The organism is Bacteroides sp. Ga6A2 (assembly GCF_000702225.1).
Lineage (GTDB): Bacteria > Bacteroidota > Bacteroidia > Bacteroidales > Bacteroidaceae > Ga6A1.
Window position 1 is genome coordinate 126,917 of sequence record NZ_JNKX01000011.1, and the last position, 25,538, is coordinate 152,454.

At 43.7% G+C, this 25,538-nt stretch carries 20 protein-coding genes and 1 pseudogene; 7 read left to right on the top strand and 14 right to left on the bottom strand.

Features of this window, described 5'->3' with window-relative positions:
* Window positions 1-24 precede the first annotated feature (24 nt).
* The 7 genes from T538_RS0102890 to T538_RS0102920 all read right to left on the bottom strand — a co-directional run bounded on the left by T538_RS0102890 (window position 25) and on the right by T538_RS0102920 (window position 11,181).
* On the bottom strand, window positions 25-414 hold the full coding sequence (locus T538_RS0102890) for a DUF6769 family protein (RefSeq protein WP_155992967.1): 390 nt from the start codon (window positions 412-414) through the stop codon (window positions 25-27).
* 229 nt (window positions 415-643) lie between these two features.
* Window positions 644-1,189 carry a peptidoglycan DD-metalloendopeptidase family protein gene (locus T538_RS0102895; protein WP_197025743.1) on the bottom strand — a complete coding sequence of 182 codons (546 nt, stop codon included), beginning with the start codon at window positions 1,187-1,189 and terminating at the stop codon, window positions 644-646.
* A gap of 204 nt (window positions 1,190-1,393) precedes the next feature.
* Window positions 1,394-3,541, bottom strand: a complete 2,148-nt coding sequence (locus T538_RS0102900; protein WP_031532036.1) for a DEAD/DEAH box helicase — start codon at window positions 3,539-3,541, stop codon at window positions 1,394-1,396.
* Window positions 3,542-3,543: 2 nt separating this feature from the next.
* Complete coding sequence (locus T538_RS0102905; RefSeq protein ID WP_031532038.1) at window positions 3,544-6,216, bottom strand: ATP-binding domain-containing protein; 2,673 nt, start codon at window positions 6,214-6,216, stop codon at window positions 3,544-3,546.
* A gap of 264 nt (window positions 6,217-6,480) precedes the next feature.
* Window positions 6,481-7,932 (bottom strand): glycoside hydrolase family 57 protein, encoded by a 1,452-nt coding sequence (locus tag T538_RS0102910; protein ID WP_031532039.1) that lies wholly within the window; start codon window positions 7,930-7,932, stop codon window positions 6,481-6,483.
* Window positions 7,933-7,950: 18 nt separating this feature from the next.
* Complete coding sequence (locus tag T538_RS0102915; RefSeq protein WP_031532040.1) at window positions 7,951-9,219, bottom strand: glycosyltransferase family 4 protein; 1,269 nt, start codon at window positions 9,217-9,219, stop codon at window positions 7,951-7,953.
* Window positions 9,220-9,237: 18 nt separating this feature from the next.
* On the bottom strand, window positions 9,238-11,181 hold the full coding sequence (locus tag T538_RS0102920) for a glycogen debranching enzyme N-terminal domain-containing protein (RefSeq protein ID WP_031532042.1): 1,944 nt from the start codon (window positions 11,179-11,181) through the stop codon (window positions 9,238-9,240).
* Between the two features lie 451 nt (window positions 11,182-11,632).
* Here T538_RS0102920 and T538_RS0102925 point away from each other — a divergent pair, with 451 nt between their 5' ends.
* Window positions 11,633-12,334: a Crp/Fnr family transcriptional regulator gene (locus T538_RS0102925; protein ID WP_031532043.1), complete on the top strand. Its 702-nt coding sequence runs from the start codon at window positions 11,633-11,635 to the stop codon at window positions 12,332-12,334.
* A 539-nt stretch (window positions 12,335-12,873) separates the two neighbouring features.
* On the opposite strand, the gene T538_RS0102930 is transcribed toward T538_RS0102925, so the two are convergent.
* The 3 genes from T538_RS0102930 to gap all read right to left on the bottom strand — a co-directional run bounded on the left by T538_RS0102930 (window position 12,874) and on the right by gap (window position 15,941).
* On the bottom strand, window positions 12,874-13,818 hold the full coding sequence (locus T538_RS0102930; RefSeq protein WP_031532044.1) for a diacylglycerol/lipid kinase family protein: 945 nt from the start codon (window positions 13,816-13,818) through the stop codon (window positions 12,874-12,876).
* Complete coding sequence (gene miaA / locus T538_RS0102935) at window positions 13,809-14,717, bottom strand: tRNA (adenosine(37)-N6)-dimethylallyltransferase MiaA (protein WP_031532045.1); 909 nt, start codon at window positions 14,715-14,717, stop codon at window positions 13,809-13,811. The genes T538_RS0102930 and miaA overlap by 10 nt, the downstream gene beginning before the upstream one ends.
* Before the next feature lie 195 nt (window positions 14,718-14,912).
* On the bottom strand, window positions 14,913-15,941 hold the full coding sequence (gap, locus tag T538_RS0102940; RefSeq protein WP_031532046.1) for a type I glyceraldehyde-3-phosphate dehydrogenase: 1,029 nt from the start codon (window positions 15,939-15,941) through the stop codon (window positions 14,913-14,915).
* Window positions 15,942-16,371: 430 nt separating this feature from the next.
* Here gap and T538_RS0102950 point away from each other — a divergent pair, with 430 nt between their 5' ends.
* Window positions 16,372-17,466, top strand: a complete 1,095-nt coding sequence (locus T538_RS0102950; RefSeq protein WP_031532047.1) for an AAA family ATPase — start codon at window positions 16,372-16,374, stop codon at window positions 17,464-17,466.
* 8 nt (window positions 17,467-17,474) lie between these two features.
* On the opposite strand, the gene T538_RS0102955 is transcribed toward T538_RS0102950, so the two are convergent.
* Genes T538_RS0102955 through T538_RS0102965 form a run of 3 tightly spaced genes read right to left on the bottom strand, consistent with a single transcriptional unit; the run spans window position 17,475 to window position 20,829 of the window.
* Window positions 17,475-18,947: a hypothetical protein gene (locus T538_RS0102955; protein ID WP_031532048.1), complete on the bottom strand. Its 1,473-nt coding sequence runs from the start codon at window positions 18,945-18,947 to the stop codon at window positions 17,475-17,477.
* Complete coding sequence (locus tag T538_RS0102960) at window positions 18,926-19,975, bottom strand: glycoside hydrolase family 43 protein (protein ID WP_031532049.1); 1,050 nt, start codon at window positions 19,973-19,975, stop codon at window positions 18,926-18,928. Before T538_RS0102960 ends, T538_RS0102955 begins: the two co-directional genes overlap by 22 nt.
* Window positions 19,976-19,998: 23 nt before the next feature.
* Window positions 19,999-20,829 (bottom strand): hypothetical protein, encoded by an 831-nt coding sequence (locus tag T538_RS0102965; protein ID WP_155992969.1) that lies wholly within the window; start codon window positions 20,827-20,829, stop codon window positions 19,999-20,001.
* Window positions 20,830-21,083: 254 nt separating this feature from the next.
* On the opposite strand from T538_RS0102965, the gene T538_RS0102975 reads away from it, so the two are divergent.
* From T538_RS0102975 to T538_RS0102990, 5 genes and pseudogenes are all read left to right on the top strand, one after another.
* A complete protein-coding gene (locus tag T538_RS0102975; protein WP_031532051.1) occupies window positions 21,084-21,932 on the top strand; it encodes an OmpA/MotB family protein in 849 nt (282 codons plus the stop codon).
* A gap of 323 nt (window positions 21,933-22,255) precedes the next feature.
* Window positions 22,256-22,378 (top strand): annotated as a pseudogene (locus T538_RS18760) (IS982 family transposase); the annotation flags it as partial.
* A gap of 545 nt (window positions 22,379-22,923) precedes the next feature.
* Window positions 22,924-23,397 carry a GAF domain-containing protein gene (locus T538_RS0102980; protein ID WP_031532052.1) on the top strand — a complete coding sequence of 158 codons (474 nt, stop codon included), beginning with the start codon at window positions 22,924-22,926 and terminating at the stop codon, window positions 23,395-23,397.
* A gap of 2 nt (window positions 23,398-23,399) precedes the next feature.
* On the top strand, window positions 23,400-24,905 hold the full coding sequence (locus tag T538_RS0102985; protein ID WP_031532053.1) for a Y-family DNA polymerase: 1,506 nt from the start codon (window positions 23,400-23,402) through the stop codon (window positions 24,903-24,905).
* Window positions 24,902-25,171 (top strand): hypothetical protein, encoded by a 270-nt coding sequence (locus tag T538_RS0102990; RefSeq protein ID WP_051655842.1) that lies wholly within the window; start codon window positions 24,902-24,904, stop codon window positions 25,169-25,171. The genes T538_RS0102985 and T538_RS0102990 overlap by 4 nt, the downstream gene beginning before the upstream one ends.
* Before the next feature lie 34 nt (window positions 25,172-25,205).
* Here T538_RS0102990 and T538_RS0102995 read toward each other — a convergent pair.
* On the bottom strand, window positions 25,206-25,538 hold a 333-nt coding region (locus tag T538_RS0102995; RefSeq protein ID WP_031540770.1), incomplete at its 5' end, for a transposase.

Sequence of the window (25,538 nt, forward strand, 5' to 3'; positions counted from 1 at the left end):
CATCAGCCTACTGAAAATCAGAGGCTAAGAGAACAAAACAGATGGAGGCGCGCGCAAGGCGTTTATCCGCGTAAGGCAAGCCGAGGTGTAAAAGACAACATCGCTCTGCCAACGCAGAATGTTTTGGGTAGGATATAGTTCGAAGCCTGCAATCTGGCCTATCAGCGCAATGAATACAGGCAAAAGATGATATTCGGGATTGCTGAAATCGGTTGTAGACTGAGTGAAGAAGAATTCGTTCTTCTCTACACACGACGAGCCATCGTCGTTGTGTGCGGTATGCGCGTCGTTGTCGGCATCATCGGCTTCGCAATGCTCAACAATCGTACACAGCACCATTTCGTGATGATGATGCGGAACTAATGGCAGAATCATCAGCATGAATGCCGACAATGCCACAAATAATATGTACACGCGTCTTTTCAAACTAAAAAACTGATTTCCGACTGCAAAAATAACAAAAAATATTGCTTCCTGCATCAGTATTTCGTCCGAAAATCAAGTTGCAGTAAATTATTCTGTCTGAACGATTTCCGGACCTTGCTTTTCAGAAAAATATCCCATCAGATTAAGGTACACAGCAAATTATCGTTAATTTTTCCGCACTATGGCATATCTTTAAGCAAAGAAACATGAGCATGACCTATTCCGCCCTGAACCACTCTTCGGGATTCAGAGTTTCGGTCTCCTTGCGCAACTGAAACTGAAGCATAGACTTGCCCTCGTTATCGTTGTAGACCTCGCCCACCGCCTGACGCGGCACAACAAAGTCGCCAGCCGACACGCACACGTTGTACAATCCGAAATATCCGCTAATGTATCGTCCGTGGCGCACAAGAACGTTGTACAAATCTCCGCTCTTGAACACAACCGACACTTTCCCGTAGAAAATTGAGCAGGCATTAACGTTGTTGAAATTGCACAGAATCTTAACGCCTCGCTGCTGCAAGGTTACGTTCTTCTCGTTCTGGAAATGATACATTCCGTAGTGCACGTTTATGGTACTTATATCGATAACCGGAAGCATAAACGTGCCCTTGCGCTTCTCGAACTCCGCCTCCAACTGAGAAGGGGTAAGCCTCTCCCACTTGCTTGTGATAATCGAATCGTATGAGCGATAAGCGTACTCGTATTCTGTTTCATTTCGCTCAAATCTTCTTGAAGACGAGCATGATGCAAGCAATATCACAAAGATTGTTACCCAACAAAAAACATATATAGTCCTTAAAAAACTCATAATACACGGCAAATTTACAAAAAAACATGGATAATCGCATTTGATTTTTTCACATTTTTCAACTCTACGTTTTATACATACAACCGCTTGTCACACGAGACATAGTATGCATCGTTAAACATTGCATATGCCCCCCCCCAAAAAACAAATTTACCCCTACACCTGTGTCCAACGTGCAGCTAATAATTGATTAAAGATACTTATAGTCTTATCTGTAACAACGCAACCAGGACACTTTTTGAGATAATCTGGATTACATACAACTATCAATTTATGCCTTGCACGACTTATTGCAACATTAAGTAACTGTTCCCCTTGCTCACCTGCATAAATCTTTCCGAAGTACGAGTTCTTACCTTTCTCAAACCATGAATCAACCATATCAAATATAATCAAATCACATTCCGAACCTTGAAACGTATGAACAGTACCAATCTTTACCCGATCTTGAAAATCAAGATTATAAGATTTTTCTATAAAAAGTGCTTTCAGCAAAGCAACTTGTCCTGTATAAGGTGTAATGACACCAATGCTAAAAGTTTCTTCTTCCTGTTGGCTATAAATATCTAATAAATCAATAACAGCCTTTGCATTTGCAGTATTTTGCCTAGTACCTCCTCTTGTAAATCTCACTTTTCCATCGACTATACTTTGCATACCGATCACATTTCCACTATAAGGTGCTCGAGCAACAATAGGACTATACTTACAATTTCGCGCAATCAGTCGACCTGCATAGAATGGACGATTTATCACATCAACCAGTTTCGGATTTGAACGTCGTTGATTTAGCAATTGGTGCAAAGCTGGATGCTCGGTGTGACTAATATCTATACCACACAACCTGAAAACATTATTTCTTAAAATTGGCACACCTGCAACTGTAATTGGAGACAGTTGCTGAAAGTCACCGACAAGAATAATACGTTTCTTCACATTTCTTGCAAGTGCTATCAATTGAGGCAGAGCAAGCATACTTGCTTCATCAACAATAAGATTATCGAAGTCACTATCCTTTAGCCTGGTATTAATTACAAAATTGGAAATGGTTGAGAAAACAACTTTTACCTGACTAATCAAATAGTCAGTATGTTCTTTCAGTTCTTCCCTTACATCTTTCAACTTTGCCTTAAGCAAAATAGCCTCATCCACAAACTGTTTGTTATCTTTTTTATATTTTTCTATTAGCACTTCATACCTTCTTATTTTTAATCGCATCAATTTCGCTTTAGAATCATCAGGATAAAGAAAATCTTTGTTTATCAAATTCTCATCATGAGAACGTCCAGAACGATAAAATTCACCTATAGACATGTTTGGCTCATGTACTTCAATAATATCAACAACCTTATTTAACAATTGGTCAACAGCGACATTAGATAAACAACAGACAGCTGTTCGTTCACCTTTCATTTGATAAAGAGCCATTATTATGGCAGACAATGTGTAAGACTTTCCTGTCCCAGGAGGTCCCCATATAAATGTAATATCCTTATCTATAGAAGCTTTGAATGCCTCGTATTGAGATTGATCTCGACTTAAAAAATCATCAAGATAAGAGGAATATTGCAGATGTTTTACATTATCAAGATTCTTCGTAGTATGATTCAGAAACTTATGTAACGGGATAGTCTCTTCTATATTTCGTTCAGAAATCTCTTTTATTAAATTCATCAGCGCAATTGTATTCATAGTCGCATCTGATACTACTCGGGATTTATTAGAAACAAAAATCTGTCTTGTGCTACTAAAAAACAGATTAGCATTGACATAATCATACTCAACAACTTCACATGGATATATTGTTTCAGCCGAACAGAAATCAAGGGGCATTCCTTCAGTAAAGTGTGGATCATCTCCCTCTTCAACAAATAAATGCGCTTTGTAGACATATGAGCTTTCTTGGGAAGATATAGCAATACAATCTAACACTTTATATATCTTACGATTTCGTGGATCCTTTTGTTCCTTGTATTCAGCATCAAGCGCATGAAGAATTTGATCAAAAAGACTTAACTCTTCCTTAATACCGAAAAGATATGGAAAATTAGCTTTTATCTTTTCATCCAGAAATCTATACTGCAAGTCTTCACTAAAGTATGCAGGATTACCATGCTTTACAATACTCATCAGTTCAACCCGAACAAATGCTTTGTTTTCGTAGTTGAATATTAGATTTGCCCATTCCTGATGACTTTTTGTTTCACCCATCAATCCTAAGGATATGACTTTTCTTACACTATATTCAAACAATGAAAGTGGTTCATTACTATGTGGGATATCAGATATATTCATAAATGCCATGATTAAATTTTAAACCAGTCTTTTCCCTTTTCGAAATACTTTTCAATCTCTTTTTTTTCTTCGCTAAGAGTAATGCCCAAGAAAAACGCAGCTCTTGAAACCCCGACATAAATATAACGTCTCTGCATTTCTGTATCAACAGAATATTTATCTACATCATGAAAAAAGACAACATCAAACTCCATGCCCTTTACCACTTCTATGGGATACACACAAATATATTTTTCCACAGAATTAGGAGTCTTGTTTAACCCATCATAAACCGCGACTTTATTATTCTTAAAGAAATCAGTATTCTCAAGTCTTTTTGCAAATGATGGAATATACCCCTTATCATTTACAAAAATAGCAATAGAGGGTAGTTGCTCTCCATAAGCACGAAAAACTTCTTCGATTCTTTTAGATATCCACCGAACCTTAGCATCTTCGTTCACGTCTACATATAGCAATGGAACTGGAACATTATTTGACTTCATAAAAGCTTTGTAATTTGGAGTTTTCCCCATAGTATCATAATATAAGTTCCTTGCAACGTCAAGAAGTCTTTTACTTTGGCGATAAGATGTTTTCATTTCCACCACCAACGGATTTTGCACAATACCATTTAATTGCTCCCATGACGTTATTCCATAACTTGTAAGTCGCTGCATCATATCACCACATAAAGTTAAAGAGTTAAATTCGCGTGTCAACAAAGATTGCATTGCATAAATATCACAAACACTGAAATCAGTAGCTTCATCAATACCTATTATTGGTCTGGACACATCATCATAAGCTTCAACAAACGAATGTTTTATTTTTAAATTTGTTGATGCCTTAATTTGTTTTACTAAATTATTGATAAATCCAAGTAACAGAGCCTGCTCTTGATGATGAAGTTCCTTGCCTTGTCTTCGTTGCGTAATCGTTCTTAGCAAATCAAGATCACACCCTTTATATTGAATCTTGCTAAGATGCGTTCTGAATCTTTTATATCGTGCAGGAAGTCCATTAAGCATGATATTGCGCACACCCCTTGTATACTGAGCAAACTGCTCGAACAGCATTAGTTCCCCGATATTTTTTATACTGTCATCATATTGTTTTCCTAATATCGGCTGCAAAATTTCGTAAATCAACATCTGCTCACTATTAAGCTGTATTGTTTCATCCAACCTGCTATATGAAAATATCTTTAGCCAAGATTTAAGTTTTGAACAGACCTTTTCTTCATTAGACTTTTCTTCCTCACTTTCTATATCATCTTCTTTTTCAGACAATTCCCCTACACCATCAGTTAAATCAAAAAGATCCTCAAGCTCCGATTTTATATCTTTATTTTTATCCAATAGAGGAATAATCTCATTTGCTAAATTTGCAATTGCATTATTTCTATCACGCAATATATCTTTACAATTATCACCATACACAGATTCTAGTGATTTGAAAAGTACAACAAACTGAGATAATTTAAAGTTCTCACTGTTCTCAAATTTTTTCTCTATACCTTTTGCTATTACCATCCAAGCACTACCCGTTCCTTCGGTATTCAAAGTGGGAAATTGAGACTTAATTTTCCGAAACTCGTTTAAATAGAAATTGGTAAACTCATTGACGATATCAGCATTCTGTTCAAACAAAGTTCCTTCCAATTTACATACCTTAAAAGGAGCATTACTTTTATCATTATCACCACCAAGCAAATGATAGTTTTCTTCTAAAATCTTCCTACAATAATCTTTCCAATTCCAAACTTTTTGTTCAGTATCAAGCAAGCCTTCTTTCTTCATTGCTTCTGCAAGATATTCCTTAAGCATTTTGGATGGTGAAAAGAACATCCAATCACGTTTATTTCTTATCGCTTCTCGTAATTGTTGTCTTTGGCTTGCATTGAGTTTGAATCTTTGATTTTCTTCATTCTCATCTTCATCAATTGCGAAGATGTCTGTAAGATATGCCAATCTATGAATCATAGTGGTAGACTTTCCTGTACCTGGACCACCATTAATTATTACAGTTTTACCATCGTATAGATTCTGTGATTTAATACGAGTCTGAACAGTGTCCACAATTAGACTATAACGCATCTCACCTTGCTTGCGGATGTATATTGTTATATTTTTCAGATCCTCCTGCTGTTGAGTAAGAAGTCTATATTCCCTTTGTAAATCATTTATTGTCTTTGTTATTTTTCCTCGTTGAGCAGCTGTATCTTTCTTTAATTTCAACTCTTCATACTCCCGCTTTAATTTTTCAATTTCAACTTCTATATCTCTGATATCACTGCTATTTCGTCGCAACTCCTTCAAAAATTCATGAATATCTCGAAATTGGTATAACAAGGTATCACCAGCAATAGCAATCGTCTTGTTTTGGAAATTTGCACGATTTTCCAAAACCACATGATGATTTTGAAAACGTTTGAGATTTATGAACTGTTGATAATCAAAGGAAGTTCCAACCTCAATCGTTTGCATTTTTATAGCAACATTTGAATTTTTGGGGACAAAACTACCAAACTTACTTAAATCTCCTAATTCACGAGGACTGATGCAACCATTAGTAAACCAATAAGTATTACCCTTACCATCACATTCGCAATGTACTCTTGCAACAGGTGCAAACCCCAAGCCTTGTCTTGCTTTATTACAAGAGTCAATATTTTCAACTATATTTATCAGTTTTTCTTTCACCTTAGTGCCACTACTTTTGTTAATGAATATTTCATAAATTAATGAACAGCAAAGATATGTCCAAGATTTATTACACTTGTTTTTTATAATTCCTAGTGTTGCGATTCAAAAGTTCATGAAATCGTAACAAGGCATCGCAAAGTTAGTAATAAAATCCAAAAACATCCCCCCTTTAGATAGTATATTTTTGTGACAATAACATAATCGAGAATATCTGAACTTAAAAAGGGCATGTATAAAAATCTATACATACCCTTTCTTATTTTACTTCGTTTCAGCCTTCTTTGCCGTCTCTGTCTTTTTCTTGGCTGCAGTTGTCTTTTTCGGAGCGGCAGCCTTCTTTGTTGCAGGCTTCTTGGCAGCAGTTTTCTTAACCGCAGTTACGGCCTTCTCTGCCTTCTCTACAACCGACGAATCTGGCTCGTACTTCTTCAGTCGGGCACGGAGTTTTTCTATCTCCTTGTCCTTCAGTTCGAGTTCGTCGCTCTGGTTGTGGATGGTGGTTATCAGAGAGTTCAGTTCCTCGTTGTCCATATCAACAGGGAACAGACGGTTTACACGGTTTATAAAGTCGCCGATGATGTTCATGTAGTTTGTAAACGCATCGTATGGCGAGTCGTAGATGCCTCTGTTAAGTCCAACCGATGTTCTCTTGGTTGTCATAAAACGGAAGTTGTTAGATGCCTGCAAATAATCGTAGTCGCACTTTATCATCTTGTCGCTGCACATTCTAACCCTGTCGGCAACGCTGTAAAGTTTATTGAACGCCTCGCGCTGCATCTGGTTACCAAGCCAGCAACTTATGTCGCGTTCCTCGTCAACCCACGACATCGGATAAGGCACGTCTATCGAATCTACAGGCTTTAGTTTGGTGCAGATTTCAGTTGGGGTTGAGAAACTGATAGACTTGCTTCGCGCCAACTCTGGCAACGCCTTGAAGAATTCCAAGATATTTGAAGACAATGGCTGATAGATGCCCAGCGCGCAAAGTTCCATAAAGATGCAGATAACCTGCTCTTCCTTCGGAAGTTCGTCAATCCAGTTAATGTATGTATCGGCAAACAGCGGATATTCGCTCCAACTTGAATCGTTGAAACGCAAGCCGATGTCGTCGCTCAGTTTGTAGTCGCGCAGCAGAACCTTCAGATTTGGATTCTCAATGCTCTTGTAAAGATAGTGCGGACTCTTCCATCCAAGGATGTGCTTTGCACCTTCGGTAACAATTCCGTCGAAGCCCATCTCGGCAGCCATGTTGCCAATCTCGTTGCTGTAGATGAGGCTCGAGTTGCGCATCACTCTTGGCTTCTGCCCGAACACTTCTTCTATCTTCTTGCTCATGCGCAGAACTTCTTCCTTGAAGTATTCGCCGTTGGCAAGAGACGACAAGCCGTGCGAATATGGCTCGGCAAGGAACTCAACGCAGCCGGTTTCTGCCAGTTTCTGAAGGAGTTCGATAACCTGGGGAGCGTACACCTCGAGTTGCTCCATAGCCACGCCCGAGATAGAGAAAGCAACTTTGAAATACTTGTTGCTGTTGTTTATCATGTCGAGCATTGCCGTAAGAGCCGGAATGTACGAACGGTTTACAATATCGGTGATGGTACGCTCATTCTCGTAGTCGTCGTAATAGTAATGGTCGGTACCTATGTCAAAGAAACGATAGCGTCTCAGATGAATAATCTGGTGAATCTCAAAATAGAGGCATATAGTTTTCATATTCTATGATTTAATTCGTTATTTACACTTTTCAATAGTCTCGTCATACAGTTTACGGATGCGCAAGCCAACCTTCTCCCAAGTAATCTCGTCAACCTCTTTCTTTCCTTCCTCTTTAAGGTACTCGTAAAGAGAGTTGTTGGTACAGATTGAGTTGATGGCATCGGCCATTGCGTGAATATCCCAATAGTCTGTCTTAATACACTTGTCAAGAATCTCGGCACAACCGCTCTGCTTTGAGATGATGGTTGGCACTCCGCACTGCATAGCCTCGAGAGGCGATATTCCGAAAGGCTCGGAAACAGAAGGCATGATGTACACGTCGCTCGCCTTAAGGCACTCGTAAACCTGCTTTCCCTTCATGAATCCCGGGAAATGGAAGCGATCGGCAATGCCTCGCCTTGCCACAAGGTCAATCATTGCATTCATCATATCGCCGCTGCCAGCCATACAGAAACGAATGTTCCGGCTTCGGTTGATAACCATCGTTGCAGCCTCGACGAAATATTCAGGACCTTTCTGCATCGTTATACGGCCGAGGAAGGTAACGACCTTCTCGCCTTCCTTCTTCTGCGGAACAATGTCCTGAATCTCCTGCGGCAGCGGATAAACGGCATTGTGCATCGTGAAGCACTTCTTTGGGTCTTGTCCGTACTTCGTTATTACGGTCTGACGTGTAAGCTCACTCACGCACATAATGCAGTCGGCATGGTCCATACCGTTGCGCTCGATGGCGTAGACCGTAGGATTTACGTTTCCGCGACTACGGTCGAAATCGGTAGCATGAACGTGTATGCACAGAGGCTTTCCGCTCACCTGCTTGGCATGGATTCCTGCCGGATAGGTAAGCCAGTCATGTGCATGAATGATGTCGAACTGCTGCTGGCGTGCAACGACTCCTGCAACTATCGAATAATTGTTTATCTCTTCCTGAAGATTGTCGGGGTATCGCCCAGAGAACTCAATGCAGCCTAAATCGTTGGTCTGCATATAGTTGAAATCGGCATATATATGATTTCGCAGGTCATAGTAAGTATCTGCCGGCATTATGTTACCCAATCGTTCGCAAAGATAGTTATGGTCTGGTTCGCGCCATACAACGGGCACCTTGTCCATTGCAATAATCTTCATAAAACTCTGGTCTTCATCTCCCCAAGGCTTAGGCAGACAGAAGGTGATATCCATATCACTCTGCTGGGCTAATCCTTTGGTTAGACCGTAACTTGCAGTACCAAGTCCGCCCAGAATGTGTGGAGGAAACTCCCATCCAAACATTAAAACTTTCATATTGGCTCCTCCTTTTTATTATAAATTATTGTATTTGTCAACAATTTTCTGAACACGAAGAATCTCGGCCACGTTCATTGCGAAAGAGATGGCTCCTCTGCCTCTGAACGGCGGATTGCCGTCGAACAGTTCAGGAATCGAACCGATGCAATGCGATGTCATCTCGCTCTCGTAGCCAATCATTGTACGCTCTACGAACGATATACCGCTGCGCTTGCGCACCTTCAGGTAAGCCTCCATATAGAAGCCGCCAAGCCAAGGCCACGCCGTTCCCTGATGATAAGCGTAGTCGCGCTGTGTCTGCGGACCGACATACATAGGATTGTAGCCTACGCTCTTAGGACTAAGCGAACGCAAGCCCTTTGGTGTGTTCAGTTCCTTTGTACAGATGTCGAGAACGCCCTTTCGCTGCTCAAACGACAGCGGAGAATTGTCGAGCGCAACAGCAAAAATCATATTCGGCCTTACGCTCCAGTCGCACATTGCGCCGTCAACATAGTCGAGCAAATATCCGTAGTCGTTCAGGAACACTTCCTTGAAACTCTCGGCACACTTCTCTGCCAATCCGTTGAACTCTGCGGCTCTTGCTGCGTTCCCGGCTTCTTCTGCCATCCTCGAACTCATGCACAAAGCGTTGTACCACAAAGCGTTGAACTCAACAAGATAGCCCGAACGCGGAACTACCGGGCGGCCGTTTACCGTTGAGTTCATCCAACTTATGGCACGGTCGCGTCCGTAAGAATAGACGAGCGCATTGTCGTGCACCAACAGATTTGGATGTCTTCCAGATATTATGAAATCGATTACCCTATTGAGCGTATCGCCATAGAGTTCTACCGCCTTCTCCTTTGATACAAATTTGGCATATTGCTGAACGGTCCAGAAGAACCACAAGAGCACATCCGGCTTGTCCATCTCCTGAATTCTTACAGTCAGTTCCTTGCCTTCCAAGAACTCGTCGATGCCCTTCAGAGCGGTGCTCATCACCCTCTCGAACTTGTCCACCTCGCTATTTGCAAGCGTCAAGCCCGGCAGCGACACGAACATATCTCTTGCACGACACAAGAACCAAGGATAGCCCGCAAGAATATACGATTCGCCATCTCTTACCGAAAGAAACTGGTGAGCCGCGTTTATCAAGCAGTTTTCAAAATTATCGCGTGGAATTCGGTTGTTTACCTCATGCTGGAACAATTCCGTCAAACCCTTTGTGTCGGCAGCCGTCGTTCCGCCTGAAAAGACGATGCTTTCACCTTTCTTTATCTTCAGTTCGAAATATCCCGGAACATAGAGGTCTTCCTTAGAGTCGTATCCTCGCTCCTGCTCCTTCGGATATTCAATGCCGCGATACCAGTCGGGCATGAACTTGAACTCACATTTATTGTTAAACTGCATGAAGAGCGTAGGCATTCCGGAATACATGCAGGTAGAAATTCCGTTCTCAACTTCCTGATAGTTTTTGTCCACGTTGTCGTTCTCGTGCGTAAACTGCCGCACGCTTCTGAACGCAAGGAACGGACGGAAACGAATTATCGTGTCCGAGTGTGCATCAAGCAAAGTGTAACGGATAAGGATTCGGTTTTCGTGATGAACGAAGACCTTCTCTTTCTTCAGGATTACGCCTCCAACGCGATATGTAGTGGTTGGGACGATATCGCAATCGTAGTCGCGAATGTACTTGTGTCCGGCAGGACTGAAATTGTTACCCTGATACTTATGAAGCCCAAGATTGAACTCCGCGCCATGTTGAATCACCGTCTCGTCGAGCGAAGACAGCAACACCACCCTCTCATCATCAAATTCGGGAACAGGCACAACAAGCAAACCGTGATACTTTCGAGTATTACAATCTACAATAGTTGTACTGTGATAGGCACCCGAACGGTTAGTTCTCAGCACCTCACGAGGAAGAGTCTCCTCTAAATTAGTCATCAGAGTCTTGTCAAATCGCAAATAACTCATAGAATATTTTTAACAAGGTGAATATATTATTTATCCTTTATTTTGCAGCATAAAGTTACTGCACCCCAAATATAGCAATTATTGCCCAAACAAAAAAATAAAATCACGATTTTTTTGTTTTCCATAACAAATTTAAAATCACGCATGTAACACTTTTTCACACTCTTTGTGCGCCCATGTTGCTTGCATTCTGCACTTTGCCGTCAAGAATGACAATTTTACAGATTCGGCCCGAAAAATCAGTAAATCGCACCAAGGAAACAAAATATTATGTAAAAATAATCAGACAGAGCAAAACGCCGTAATACTCGTACCGAACAGCAAATTCGGTCACGATTTTAGCAGAAAAAAGCCAATTATGTCATTTTTAACTAAAAAGTTTTTTCTATTTAATTTTTTATTACTATTTTTGTGCTCAATAACACGATTTATAAGCAGTCGTATACTTTATATGGGTAAAAAAGAGTTATCAGAAGCTGAGATAGTAGGTTGCATAAGCGAGCTATGGCAGCCACTAAACGAGGAGCAGAGAAATCTTCTCTCTAAGCAGTTTACCATTCAGCATTACAAAAAGAATGAGATGATTTACTTTGAGGGGGAAACACCTTCACACCTCATGGCTCTCTTGTCGGGCAAGGTAAAGATTTTCAGAGATGGCGTTGGCGGTCGAAGCCAGATTATCCGTGTGCTCAAGCCTGTTGAGTACTTTGCATACCGCGCATACTTCGGCGGTGGAAACTTCGTAACTGCTGCTGCCGCTTTCGAGCCTTCAACAATCTGCACAATACCAATGGACACAATCACACAGTTGGTTAATGAGAACAACGAACTTGCAATGTTCTTCATCAAGCAACTTTCAAAAGACCTTGGCATTGCTGATGAAAGAACAGTAAATCTTACCCAAAAGCATATCCGCGGACGACTTGCAGAATCGCTCATTTTCCTTAAAGACAGTTATGGACTTGAAGAGGACGAAGCAACACTCAGCATATACCTCTCTCGCGAAGACTTGGCTAACCTTTCGAACATGACAACATCGAATGCCATCAGAACGCTGTCTAACTTCGCTTCGGAAAAACTAATCTCTATCGACGGAAGAAAGATTAAGATTCTCGACGAGGAGCGTTTGAAGAAGATTTCAAAGATAGGATAATCAACAAAGATTCATATACACATAAAAAGCAGGACTTTTGAGTTCTGCTTTTTTCTTTTATGCCCTATTCGGAAATACTAAATCGAAAGTTGAAAATTGAAAATTAACAGTTGACAATTCACAATTCATAATTCATAATTGATAGTTCTGGATATATAGCGAACAATTATTGGCGTAAATATCCTTTTTGGAAATACATAATAGTGGCAAGGTACATCCAAGGTACGTCCAAGATATATCCAAGATATATCCAAGGTATATCCAAGATATATGCAAGGTATATGCAAGGTATATGTTATGTATATGTTACGTATATGTTATGTATATGTTATGTATATGATGGAAAGGTAATGAGCAAGTTGAATTGACAATGCGCAATTCAAAATCCCTACCGTGACTCGACAACTGTGAACGAATGCGTTTTTTAGACGTCTGCGTGCAATACAAACAGCAGACAGTCAACACAATCCCCGACCAATTAATAGCCAACCCGCCAATTACACAAATGAGTTTTGCCCAAACGTGCGTTTTTCAGCAAATTACGGAATTACGAAACTCACCTCATCGTGTTTCACACTTACATCGACATACGAACCTGCCGGAACTTTCTCGAGAAGTCCGTCGATACTTGCACGCGTTGTTTTCAGAATCTGCGCCTTCACTCTTCGTGTTCGGTAAGCCTTTACTTTCTTGTTGTTCAAAAAACGGCCAATAAAAAGTTGGAACAGCAAGTTAGGAAACTGCAACAACGAGGGATTGAAGAGCAGCGACACGTCGAGCATTCCGTTATAAGGAACGGCACTCCGGGTCTGTCCGTATCCGTGAGCATTTCCCACACATACCGATATGATTCCCGAACGATAGCGATCTTCGTTTATATCAATATCAAGCTTCAGTACTTCGCGATAGAATATCAGTCGCACCAAGTGAATCCAATAAATTATATAGTAGATTCCGGTTAGCTTCTGCTGTTTCTTTGCCTCGTTGGTTATGCGCACGACATCCGCACCCAAGCCAAAATTAACGCTGTCGAGGAAGAAACGTTTAATCTTCGTGCCATCGGGCTGCTTGCACTGGAACACCCCCACATCGACCTTGCGCACTCTGCCGCACAGAATGGCATCTACCGCCATCTCAAAATCATCGTAGTCGTACCCCCAGAACGATGCAAAATCGTTTCCGACACCATTAGGGATAACCGCCAGTCTGATATTAGAGCGCAATTCAGACGGGCATTTCATTATTCCGTTTATGGCATCGTTAAGCGCACTATCACCGCCAATCACGACGATAATGCGATAGCCATTGTTTACGAGCATGGCAGACAGGCGTTCAACCGAGCCGTAAGATTCGGAATGAACATAGTCAAAATGCACGTTACGCTCTTCCAAGTACGAGCGTATGTCATCCCATCGGCTCTGTCTGCCAATGAGTTTCTTTCGGGGACAGTAAATAACGCCCCATCTGTCCAACTCTACCCCCATAGCCTTTCTTTTATAAAGTTGATTTTTCGTTCCATCGGCCACTCGGCGCGCAGCCATTCTATATGAATGCCGCGACGCTCCATTCCGCGGAACCACGTCATCTGTCTTTTTGCAAACTGATGGATTGCCGTTTCGAGCAGGCGCACCATCTCGTCGTACTTCAACTCGCCCACCACATACTGCGTCAGGAACTTGTATTCCAATCCGTAGTAAATCAAGTCTTCGGGTTTTATGCCGCTGTCGAGCAAGCGTTTCACCTCATCAACCATACCCTCGTCGAGGCGCGCATGAAGTCTTTTCGTAATCTTCTCCCTACGCAGTTCGCGGTCAATATCAACACCTATTACCAACGACTTTATCCGCGGAAAATCACGTTCCTCAACCGGGCATTGCTTGTAGTATTCCTCAATCTCGATGGCTCGGATTGCACGCTTTACCGAATCCACATCGGTTGTGTTATGAAGAGTCTTATACTGCTTCAGTCGTTCTGTCAGACTCTCTATCGACTCGCCAGCCAGAGCGTTTCGCAGCTCCGGGTTTTCAGGAACAGGAATCAGCCGATAGCCTCTCAACACCGATTCGAGATACATTCCCGTTCCGCCGCAGAGCACAGGCATCACGCCGCGCGAGGTTATATCCTCGTACGCCTTCAGAAAATCGCGCTGATACTCAAAAACGTTATATTTGTATCCGGCAGGCACGATATCTATAAGATGATAAGGAATCTGCTTGCCGTCAACAACATAGTCGGCAAGGTCCTTACCCGTGCCAATATCCATGCAACGGTATATCTGACGGCTATCGGCGCTGATAATCTCAGCGTCAAGTTCTGCAGCAAGTTTGGCAGCCAAGGCTGTTTTTCCCGATGCGGTAGGTCCAAGAATAGTAATCATATCCATAGCGCAAAAATAATTTTTTTTTAGCGCCCTTGCAAACAAATAAGATTTCTTTTAATCAAGAAACCTTATTTTTCGGAATAAGCCTCGCCAGACGAAGCGCAAAAAAATGCAAGAGATGCACAGAGGGAATAAAAAAAACTGCCCTTTCCCGAAGGAAAGAGCAGCCTGTATATAGAATCAAAAGATTCGGAATTATTAACCAAGTTCTGCGAAGTACTTGATAGTACGAACCATCTGAGAAGTATAAGAGTTCTCGTTGTCGTACCAAGAAACAACCTGTACCTGGAATGTCTCGTCGTCGATCTTAGATACCATAGTCTGAGTTGCGTCGAAAAGTGAACCGAACTTCATACCGATGATATCAGAAGAAACGATCTGATCCTCAGTGTAACCGAAAGACTCGTTAGAAGCAGCCTTCATTGCAGCGTTGATACCCTCAACAGTTACGTCCTTACCCTTAACAACAGCTACAAGGATAGTAGTAGAACCTGTTGGAGTTGGAACGCGCTGTGCAGAACCGATAAGCTTACCGTTCAACTCAGGGATTACAAGACCGATAGCCTTAGCAGCACCAGTTGAGTTAGGAACGATGTTGCAAGCAGCAGCACGAGAACGGCGAAGATCGCCCTTACGCTGAGGACCATCAAGTGGCATCTGGTCGCCAGTATAAGCGTGGATAGTAGACATGATACCGCTCTGGATAGCAGCATACTTGTTCAAAGCGTCAGCCATAGGAGCCAAGCAGTTTGTTGTACAAGAAGCAGCAGAGATAACCTTGTCAGCAGCAGTCAAAGTCTTGTGGTTAGTATTGAAAACGACAGTAGGAAGATCGTTACCAGCAGGAGCTGAGATAACTACCTTCTTTGCACCTGCAGCGAGGTGAGCAGAAGCCTTCTCCTTAGAAGTGTAGAAACCAGTACACTCAAGAACTACGTCTACCTTATTAGCAGCCCATGGACAGTTAGCAGCGTCCTTCTCAGCAGAGATCTTGATCTCCTTACCATCAACGATGATAGAATTCTCTGTTGCCTCTACAGTGTGCTTACCCTCACCGAACTTGCCAGCGAAACCACCCTGAGCAGTATCATACTTCAAAAGGTGAGCCAACATCTTAGGGCTTGTCAAGTCGTTGATAGCAACAACCTCATAACCTTCTGCCTCAAACATCTGACGGAAAGCCAGACGACCAATACGGCCGAAACCGTTAATAGCTACATTTACCATGTTATTTAATTTTTTGTTTTATAATTGATATAAAAAAGTTTTTCCTCAATTTCCAAAGAGAATACTTACAATGCTGCAAGATTCCTCCATCCGTGATAGAACTATCCACAATTGCAATAGTGCGTGGTACTGCATGATGCAATCAGAACAACTATTGCAAGAAACATACCTATATAAAAGAATGTTTTCATCTGTATCCCAGTTTTATCGATAGCAAAAATACAAAATCTTTATTTTTTACAATGCTTTTAACGTTTAAAAATATAATAAAATTATGTTTTACATCTATTTTTTTTGCTAAAAACGCGCCTTTTGCTTTCTTCACTTTACATTTTGAGCACAAATTGCAAAACGGAGTTTGCAAAAGCAATAAATATGTTTTATATTTGCCACCGACAACAGAATAATGTCAGTCCTAACAAACGAAAAAATGAACAACATTAAGAAAATCGTACTTACTGGAGGACCCTGCGCAGGAAAAACCTCAGCATTAGTCAAAGTGATTGAGCACTTCTCGAGCCTCGGCTACAAGGTGTTCACCATTCCCGAAGTGCCTACGATGTTTACGCAGGCCGGAATGAACTACCTTACAAAGAACAAAGATTTTTTCTACGAAGGCGAGAAGGCGACTCTTGAGATACAGATTGACCTTGAAGACAAGTTCATGAAGATGGCACAGACTTGCACGGAGCCTTGCGTGGTGGTTTGCGACCGCGGCGCGATGGACATTTCGGCATACATGACTCCCGAGACTTGGAACAGGATAACATCTGCCGTAGGCACATCGACCGAGGAGCTGAAAAACCGCTACGACGCCGTTCTTCATCTTGTTTCGGCTGCCGACGGAGCTGAGCAGTTCTACACAACAGCCAACAACGCCCAGCGATACGAGAAGGCTGACGAAGCGGGCTTGCAGATTGCGCGCGACCTCGACAAGAAGGTGATAAACGCATGGAGCGGACATCCGCACTTGCGCGTGATTAACAACGGCGAGGACTTCGACCGCAAGCTGAACCGCGTGATAAAAGAGATAAGTAACGTTCTGGAATTGCCTCAGAGCATTGAGGAGGAGCGCAAATACATAGTGCAGCTTACCGACGAGATTCCAAGCTATATCGAGAGCGACATCACCCAGCTTTATCTGGTTGCCGACCCGGGCTGCGAGATTCGTCTGCGCCGCCGCACTTGGAACGGAAATTCAATAAACGTACACACAACGAAGAAGACCGTTTCGCCAACCGAGGAAATAGTTATCGAGCGTCAGGTTGAGGACACGCTCTACGAGTCTCTGCTTCAGCAGGCCGACCCTTACCGCCGTCCAATTCACAAGAACAGAAAGAGTTTTATTTGGAAAGGTCAGTTCTTCGAACTTGACACATACCTTAAACCAGTTGGCAACCTTATGATTCTCGAAACCAAGGGAATAGCGCGCCACGAAGATGTCAAGTTTCCACCTTTTATAAAGGTTATCGAGGACATCACGGGCAACCGCAAATATTACAATTACAACATTGCGCTGAAATAGCAGAAGAACTATTTATTCTTCTGCAAATTCAGCTCAACATATTGCAGGTCGGCAACGGCTTCCTTATCGTCGGGCAAAAGATTAAGAAGTCTGCCAAGCGTTTTCTTAGCATCTTTGAAATGGAGATGATCCATCTGGCAATGGGCAAGACTGCGCAACAAAAAAAGGTAGAATTCTTTTTCTTTCAGGTTTGAGAAACTTGAGCGATAGCCAATTTCCTCATACCTCTCGCTCAAGAACGGAAGAGCCATTACCGACCTGTTGTTTACAAGCCAGTCGATATAGGCTTTTTCGTATTCAAGATTTCCTGCGCCGTTGCACCAATAAGCCTGCGCAATATACTGATAGGCATATTGCTGCTGTCGGTTGCGCACATATTCGCTGCCTATCTGCGAGCAAGCCTCAATTATTTCTGTCTGGAAGATTTTCTCAAGGCTGTCGGCTTTCTGCTCGCTCGCCATTACCGCATTCTTCAGTTTTTCGTTTACCTTGTTGCGATACTTAACCAGTCCTTCCGTCTTGCTCGGAATACGCTCAATGGCATTGTCTATCAGGTTTCGAGCTTCGAGATAGCGACGACGGTTAATAAGATGCTGGCAAGCCTTTACCGTAAAGAATACGGCATCGTCCTTCTCCTCATTACTGAGGAAATCCTTTTCGAGGATATTATTGGCATAGGTCGTTGCCGCGCCTATTATTCGCAAGTCCTTGGCAAACTCGTAGACTTGCAGCTTGTTCTTGGCTTTCATGAAGCCGTCGTCATCATCGGCAGCAATCGGAACGCTTATGTCGGCATAATACACAGCCCTTTGCGGAATGTTGAGGGCGTTGCAGCAGCCTATCACGTTATCAACCGACTTGCGGAACATTGCCAGTTCCTTCTCTGTCGGATTTCCGCCGTAGTAGAGAAAGTCCTCGAACCATCTGACAATTATCATGTTTGCCGCAAGCGAGTAGTACGGATATTCGCCAATCGCCGAATTTGCCACGGCATAACATTCCTGCAAGTCTTTCGTAAAAATCTCGCAGGTGTCTGATATTTCCGTAATTTCGTATTTCAGCGGCAGGACGAAGCGGTAGATGCTGTCTGTCAGGCTCTTGCCAACACGTTGCATCTTGTTGCGAAGAGCCTTGCTGATGCAGACGCTCACGTTTCGCACATTCTGCTCGTTCTTGAAAGGCTCTACCCCAACAACAATCTTGTCGCCGTCGTAGCAGACCTCGACATCGAATTTATCTTTCTTGCAATCAGTCAGTTTTAGATTTCTGATTTCATTCTTTGCAGAAACCGTGCGTTCAACCTTTCCGCCAACAACAAATCTAACCTCGCTAATTTTATCAACATTTACCGGATAAAACTGCGAGAGCATCCAATCAAGCTTATAGGCATTCTGGGCTGGCTGAGCCATTGCCGCAAAGCTTGCAAAAAGCAGCAGAACGGCAACGGCAAGCCTGTGCGTTATTTTTTCTGAGTTCCCCATTTTTCAAGTTTCTTATACTCTTTTTTGGTAAGTCGCATGAACGAGCCATGCTGCGGGTGAGCCACTCCCTTTATATCCTGAGGGTCGCTGAAGTTTGTAAGGTATTTGTCTGCCTTGCATATGCGATAATGCTTTGGGCGGTCGCTATACTGAATGTAGGCAACGCGCCATCCCTCCTCGCCTACGATTTGGAACGCGCTTGCACCCTCGCATTTCTTCTTACCCTCGAAGTTTACGAAATCGCGTGCGTCAGGCTCTGGCCACGGTCCAGTAAGCGATTTAGACTTTGTCTGGAAGATGCCGGGCTGTCCGCCTTCCTTCTTTATGAGCATGTGATACATTCCGTCGCTCTCAAGATAGTTGATGTCGGCATCAATTGTGGCATATCCCCAGTCGAAGAGAACGCGAGGCTTTGTTATCTTTGTGAACGACTTGTCGGCATACGAGTATACCATACGGTCGTACTTGTCGTTCTCGTTAAAACTCCAGATTGAATAATAGATAAGATATCCTCCCTTGTCGCCGTTCTTCCACACATAGCTTGGGTCCCAGAAAATCTGAGGAGCCCACACGCGGTTTATCTTGCTCCAATCGTCGATGACATCAGGATTTTCGGGGTCGCAGAAAATCTCGTTTCCCTTGCGGAAGTCGAACGTCGTGCTTGTCCAGTTTATCAGGTCGTCGCTTTTCAGCAGATTAATTCCGTAGTTATACCACGTTTTCGACTTACGGTTGCACATATCGGTCGTAACCATCAGGTAGCCCTTTGCGCCATCGCTTCGGCGGCAGATGTAGGCATCGCGTGCTCCACCTTCAATCTTACTTGTCACCTCGGGGTCCATAACCGCCTTGCCTTCGAGCAAATCAATATAGTTCAGTCCGTCGCGCGAGATGGCATAAGCCGTCCATTCACCATTGCCAGCCATGTGGCAGTACAAATATCCATAATCACCCTTCTGCACGTTTTGTGCAAAACCCATTGTGTTTGCAGCAAGCATAATCGCCGCTGCCGTCATTCTAAAATTCATATCAACAGTTATAGTTTCTTTTTTTAATCATCATACATTACCGTTCCTCCGTCCTTGCGCACCTTGCGCTTTAGCGGAGCGCCTTTCTTGTCGAGCATGTGAACCGCTGTTATTATCAAGCCAATGCCGCTTATCACCAGTCCGTTTTCGCCGTCCTTGCCTATCAGCCTGTTATAGATTGACGAATTGACCGGAAAATCGATATGTCCTGATTTCTGTAATCTGATAGGTTCTTCCTGAAAGCCGTACCAATCCCAGTCGCTGCCGATGTAGTAAGTACGCAACGCGCCAATCTCGTTGTGCTTCCCGGTCAGCTGATAGGAAATTCGCATGATGTCGCCCGGGCGCGCATCGGAGAGGTCGAACAGGAAGCACGGAACGTGAACATAGTCGTGCCACGAAACAAGGTTTGCCTTTCCGAACCAGATGGCATCGGCACACTCCTGCTTGTTGCTATATTCAGACGAATAGGTGTCGATTGACGTTACCGTGCACTCGCATCCCTGAAGCACCAATCCGTACTGGCGCATTGCCGTGATGATGTCGGAGGTTACGACAAAATCCACCCTGTCGCCAATCACCTCTTTGTTGAGATAGAACGACACGAGCATAGGCCAGTTCGTTGTCGCCGCCTTTAGTACGAGTTGCGGATTTTTCTCCCGCGGAGCCACATCGCACACCTTAACGCTTATGACATCGCCAAACGTAAGATTCTTGAAAGCCCCGCTGAACAGCATTATCTTCTCGCTCCAGTTTAAGGCGATTCTGCCGTTCCACACATTAGTAGACTTTACAGGTAACGAAGCAAATAATGCCTGAATCGATACTATTAGTATTATACAAATTCGTTTCATCTGATAAAAGGCTATTGTTCGGCGCAAATATAAAAATATTTTTCGTAAAGTAAAAACACTTTATAATGTGAACATCAGACCGATGGCAAAATCTGATTGTTTTTTCACAAAAAACGGATGTATTTTGATTGTATTTTCACATTGCCCCAGCAGCATTATAGGAGAAATCCGCTTAAAATAGGGAAAATTATTTGGTTTCTGTACAAAACTAAACTATCTTTGCCGCCGCAAACAAACAAAAATTTAGAGGAAAAATGAGAAAATCTATAGTTTTATCGCTATTTGCCCTCGTGGCTCTGAGCAGCTGCGTAAGCAAGAAAGACTTGCTCGACTGCCAAGTAGAATTCAAGCAGGTACAGACAAACTATCAGGATGCCCGAGAGAAACTGGCATCGCTTACAGCACAGCTTGAGGCTGCACAGAAAGCCAACGAGAGCCTTCAGAGAGCACTCAAGGCACAAAAGGAGACTAACACCAACCTTCAGAACTCGCTCGACAAGTCGCTTGTCAATGCAAACTCTAACAACGTGAACATCGCGAAGTTGGTTGACCAGATTAACGAGTCTAACCAATACATCCGCCATCTTGTTGAGGTAAAGAGCAAGAGCGACTCTCTGAACCTTGTGCTTCAGAACAGCCTTACACGCTCATTGTCCAAAGAGGAGATGAAGGAGGTTGACGTTCAGGTTTTGAAGGGCGTTGTCTATATCTCGCTTGCCGACAACATGCTCTACGAGAGCGGTTCGTACAAGGTTAACAGCCGCGCATCTGAAACCCTTTCGAAGATTGCCAAAATCATCAAGGACCACGACGGATATGATGTTCTTATCGAGGGTAACACCGACAACGTGCCAATCTCGCAGACAAACATCCGCAACAACTGGGATTTGTCTTGTCTTCGCGCATCAAGCGTTGTTCAGGAACTTCAGAACAAGTACGGCGTTGACCCTAAGCGTCTGACAGCCGGCGGTAGAGGCGAGTACAACCCTATCGTATCAAACAACACAGCCGTTGGAAAGCAGCGCAACCGTCGCACTCAGATTATCATCACTCCAAAACTCGACCAGTTCATGGAGTTGATAGACAAGGCTCCAAACGAGTAACAGAAATATTCAATCAGCATAAAGGAGGAAGGCTTCGCAACGAGGCTTTCCTCTTTTTTTGAATCGGATTGTTGAAAGTTGAAACTTGAGAATTGAAACTTAAAAATTTGAAAGTTAAAAATTGAGAGGAAAAACTTGAATCTACAAAGAAATCTTACTTCCATCTTCCTACATTCTTCCTTGACCGTTTTTACTTTCGACTTACAAATGCCCATTGGCAACCATACATTGCTTTCCAATTAAGACGCCAGTTCGGGATAAGAAAAGGCCATAAAAATTTGTAATCTCGCTAATTGTTGTATCTTTATAGCTGTAAACGAATAAATCGCTCTATACACAACTTCATCATGAACATCTGCTCGGCACTTACTGCGTATTGCTTCTTCGACAACAAGCCTGATGCGTTGCCTGTGCATGTGGAAAACTCAAGACATTTGACTGTTTGAACTGTAATCTTATCTCGAACTGGCGTTTTTAGGGGCTTCATATTCCATTAATTCCCATAAATTGAATGGCTGCGTTGTTTGCAATTTGCTCGTACCTTGAACGTATCTTCCCCGAACCTTCCCCGTTGCTTCTCCGTATCTTGAACGAATCTCGAAAGCATCCCGAACCTTCCGGCTTGTTTCCACGTACCTTGGACGTACCCTGAACGAACCTTCCCCGAACCTTGAACGTACCTTGAACGTACCTTGAACGTAGCTTGGACGTAGCTTGGACGTAGCTTGGACGTAGCTTGGACGTAGCTTCCCCGAAGCTACCTCGAAGCTATCGGCTTACTATTGGCTTACCATCGGCTTGCTTGAAAAAACATAGACATTTGCCAATGGCTGTCTTTCGGCTTGTTTCCCTCTATGTTGCGTCTTACTTGATACGTTTTTTCAATTCTCTCTAAACAATTAAGAAAATTCAACTCTCCTTATTTTTGCCAACGATAAACTTTGTATATTTGCATCGAATTATAACGACAAATAAAAATAACAAAACAACTATGTCTGAAAACCTAATTATTGCAGAAGGCAATAAAGAAGAAAAGTATTCTACGCTTTATCCGCAACTAAAGGCTATTGTTGAGGGCGAAAGCGACGAGATTGCAAACATGGCAAACGTGAGCGCGTGCCTGATGGACACGTTCGGCTTTCTGTGGGCTGGATTCTACCGCGTTATAGACGGCGTGCTGGTGCTCGGTCCGTTCCAAGGTCCACTGGCATGTACGCGAATAAAGAAGGGCAAAGGCGTGTGCGGAACGGCTTGGCAGAATGCCGAGACTATTGTCGTGCCCGATGTTGAGCAGTTTCCGGGACATATCGCGTGCAGCAGCATGTCAAGGTCTGAAATAGTAGTACCGATATTCAAGGACGGAAGCGTTTCGGCCGTGCTCGATATCGACAGCAAGGAACTCGGCACGTTCGACGAGACCGACCGCATCTGGCTCGAGAAGGTAGCCACACTCTTCAGCAAATAAAGATGAAGGACGCTCGGGGAAGGACATACATAGCCATCGACCTGAAAAGCTATTTTGCTTCGGTTGAGTGTGTGGAGCGAGGGCTCGACCCTCTCACCACCAACCTCGTGGTGGCTGATGTAAGCCGAACCGAAAAGACCATCTGCCTTGCCGTGTCTCCGTCGCTAAAGGCATACGGCATCGGAGGCAGGGCAAGGCTCTTCGAGGTTACGCGCCGCATAAATGCCGTAAACTACGAACGGCGCATAAAACTTCCGGGCTTCCGCTTCGGCGGAAAATCCGTCTCGGACATCGACCTGAAGGCGCATCCCGACTGGGAGGTGGATTTCATACGTGCCACCCCTCGAATGTCACATTACATCGACTACAGCACGAAGATTTACCGCATCTACCTGAAGTATATCGCGCCCGAGGACATTCATGTTTACAGCATCGATGAGGTTTTTATCGATGCCACCGACTATCTGCCTCTGTACAAGCTAACGGCGCACGAGCTTGCCATGAAGATGATTCGCGACGTGCTCAGCCAGACTGGCATTACCGCCACCGCCGGAATTGGCACAAACATGTACCTTTGCAAGGTGGCTATGGATATTGTGGCTAAGCATATCCCGGCAGACAAGGACGGCGTTCGTATTGCCGAACTCGACGAGATGTCGTACCGCCGCAAGCTATGGAACCACAAGCCGATAACCGACTTCTGGCGCATCGGCAAGGGCATAGCGCAGAGGCTTGCGCCCTACGGCATAGACACGATGGGAAAGATTGCGCGAATGTCGGTTGACCGCGAAGAACTTTTCTACAAACTTTTTGGCGTTAATGCCGAACTGATTATAGACCACGCATGGGGCTGGGAGCCGTGCACCATCGACTACATAAAGGCATACAAGCCCGAGAGCAACTCGCTCAGCAGCGGTCAGGTACTTACATGCCCCTACACCTTCGACAAGGCGCGAGTGGTTGTAAAGGAGATGGCTGATGCCGCCGCCCTCGACCTCGTAGACAAGCATCTGGTAACCGACCAGATTGTGCTTTACGTCGGCTACGACGTGGAGAGTCTGGCTGACGGCACGAAATACGACGGCGCAATACACATCGACCACTACGGAAGAGCTGTTCCTAAGCCGGCACACGGCTCTGCCAACCTCGGAAGGCATACGTCATCGTCTAACATTATAATAGGCGCGGCAACGAGCCTATTCGACCAGATTGTAAATCCTAAGCTGATGATAAGACGGCTCAATCTGACAACAAACCATGCCGTAAGCGAGGATAGTCTGGAAGAGAAGCACGAAGCCGTACAACTCGACCTCTTTACCGACTACGAGGCTCTCGAGAAGAAGCAGCGGCAGGAGGAACAGCAACTAAAAAAAGAAAGAAAGATACAAGAAACAATGCTCGACATAAAGCGACGCTTCGGAAAGAATGCCATTCTGCGAGGCACGAACTTCGAGGAGGGCGCAACGGCAAAGGAGCGTAACCAACAGATAGGAGGACACAAGGCATGAACAACGATTTAACACCCGAGGAAGCGGAGGTAATGAGGCAATATGCCGACATAATAGGACTTCCGCATCATGTTTCGGCAACGCACGCGCGCATGTCGATGGAGAATCGCGCCGCCCAGTTTGCCCCTTTCGCCGCGCTCAACGGTCACTCTGCCGCCATAGAAAGAACGGGCGAACAGTATATCGAAAAGATGGAGGGGCAAATGGCAATTGACAATTCGCAGTTGACAATTGACAATTTTGAATTGAAAATTGAAAAAGTTTAATTCAAAATTCATAATTCAGAATTCATAATTATGATTATCCGCAATTCGCCCTTCCGTTATATAATTTGTGCTCAAACGTAGGCTTATACGAAACGGCAGCGATAACTAACCGGTCGAACATCCTGTCACCGAAATATTTACGGTTGAATTTGTAGCAGAATTCATTCAAGTATTCTTGAAGAAACTCCTCCTTGATTCCGTGATACATGTCTGTGAACAACGACTTGGCGTTTGAAATGGCGATGTGTACCCACGGAAGAACCTTTGGAGCATTGCTCCCGCGGACTGTCTGCCGTTCCGACTTTGACACTGCTTTCTCGACTGTCGAGTGTGAGGCAAAATTATCCATCACAGCCGTGGAGTCTGG

Coding starts and splice junctions, on each gene's coding strand:
- T538_RS0102975 (WP_031532051.1), top strand. CDS start 21,084: ATGAGAAAATCTATAGTTTTATCGCTATTTGCCCTCGTGGCTCTGAGC.
- T538_RS0102925 (WP_031532043.1), top strand. CDS start 11,633: ATGGGTAAAAAAGAGTTATCAGAAGCTGAGATAGTAGGTTGCATAAGC.
- T538_RS0102950 (WP_031532047.1), top strand. CDS start 16,372: ATGAACAACATTAAGAAAATCGTACTTACTGGAGGACCCTGCGCAGGA.
- T538_RS0102955 (WP_031532048.1), bottom strand. CDS start 18,947: ATGGGGAACTCAGAAAAAATAACGCACAGGCTTGCCGTTGCCGTTCTG.
- gap (WP_031532046.1), bottom strand. CDS start 15,941: ATGGTAAATGTAGCTATTAACGGTTTCGGCCGTATTGGTCGTCTGGCT.
- T538_RS0102965 (WP_155992969.1), bottom strand. CDS start 20,829: ATGAAACGAATTTGTATAATACTAATAGTATCGATTCAGGCATTATTT.
- T538_RS0102920 (WP_031532042.1), bottom strand. CDS start 11,181: ATGAGTTATTTGCGATTTGACAAGACTCTGATGACTAATTTAGAGGAG.
- T538_RS0102900 (WP_031532036.1), bottom strand. CDS start 3,541: ATGGCATTTATGAATATATCTGATATCCCACATAGTAATGAACCACTT.
- T538_RS0102910 (WP_031532039.1), bottom strand. CDS start 7,932: ATGAAAACTATATGCCTCTATTTTGAGATTCACCAGATTATTCATCTG.
- T538_RS0102960 (WP_031532049.1), bottom strand. CDS start 19,975: ATGAATTTTAGAATGACGGCAGCGGCGATTATGCTTGCTGCAAACACA.
- T538_RS0102915 (WP_031532040.1), bottom strand. CDS start 9,219: ATGAAAGTTTTAATGTTTGGATGGGAGTTTCCTCCACACATTCTGGGC.
- T538_RS0102980 (WP_031532052.1), top strand. CDS start 22,924: ATGTCTGAAAACCTAATTATTGCAGAAGGCAATAAAGAAGAAAAGTAT.
- miaA (WP_031532045.1), bottom strand. CDS start 14,717: ATGGATATGATTACTATTCTTGGACCTACCGCATCGGGAAAAACAGCC.
- T538_RS0102990 (WP_051655842.1), top strand. CDS start 24,902: ATGAACAACGATTTAACACCCGAGGAAGCGGAGGTAATGAGGCAATAT.
- T538_RS0102985 (WP_031532053.1), top strand. CDS start 23,400: ATGAAGGACGCTCGGGGAAGGACATACATAGCCATCGACCTGAAAAGC.
- T538_RS0102930 (WP_031532044.1), bottom strand. CDS start 13,818: ATGGGGGTAGAGTTGGACAGATGGGGCGTTATTTACTGTCCCCGAAAG.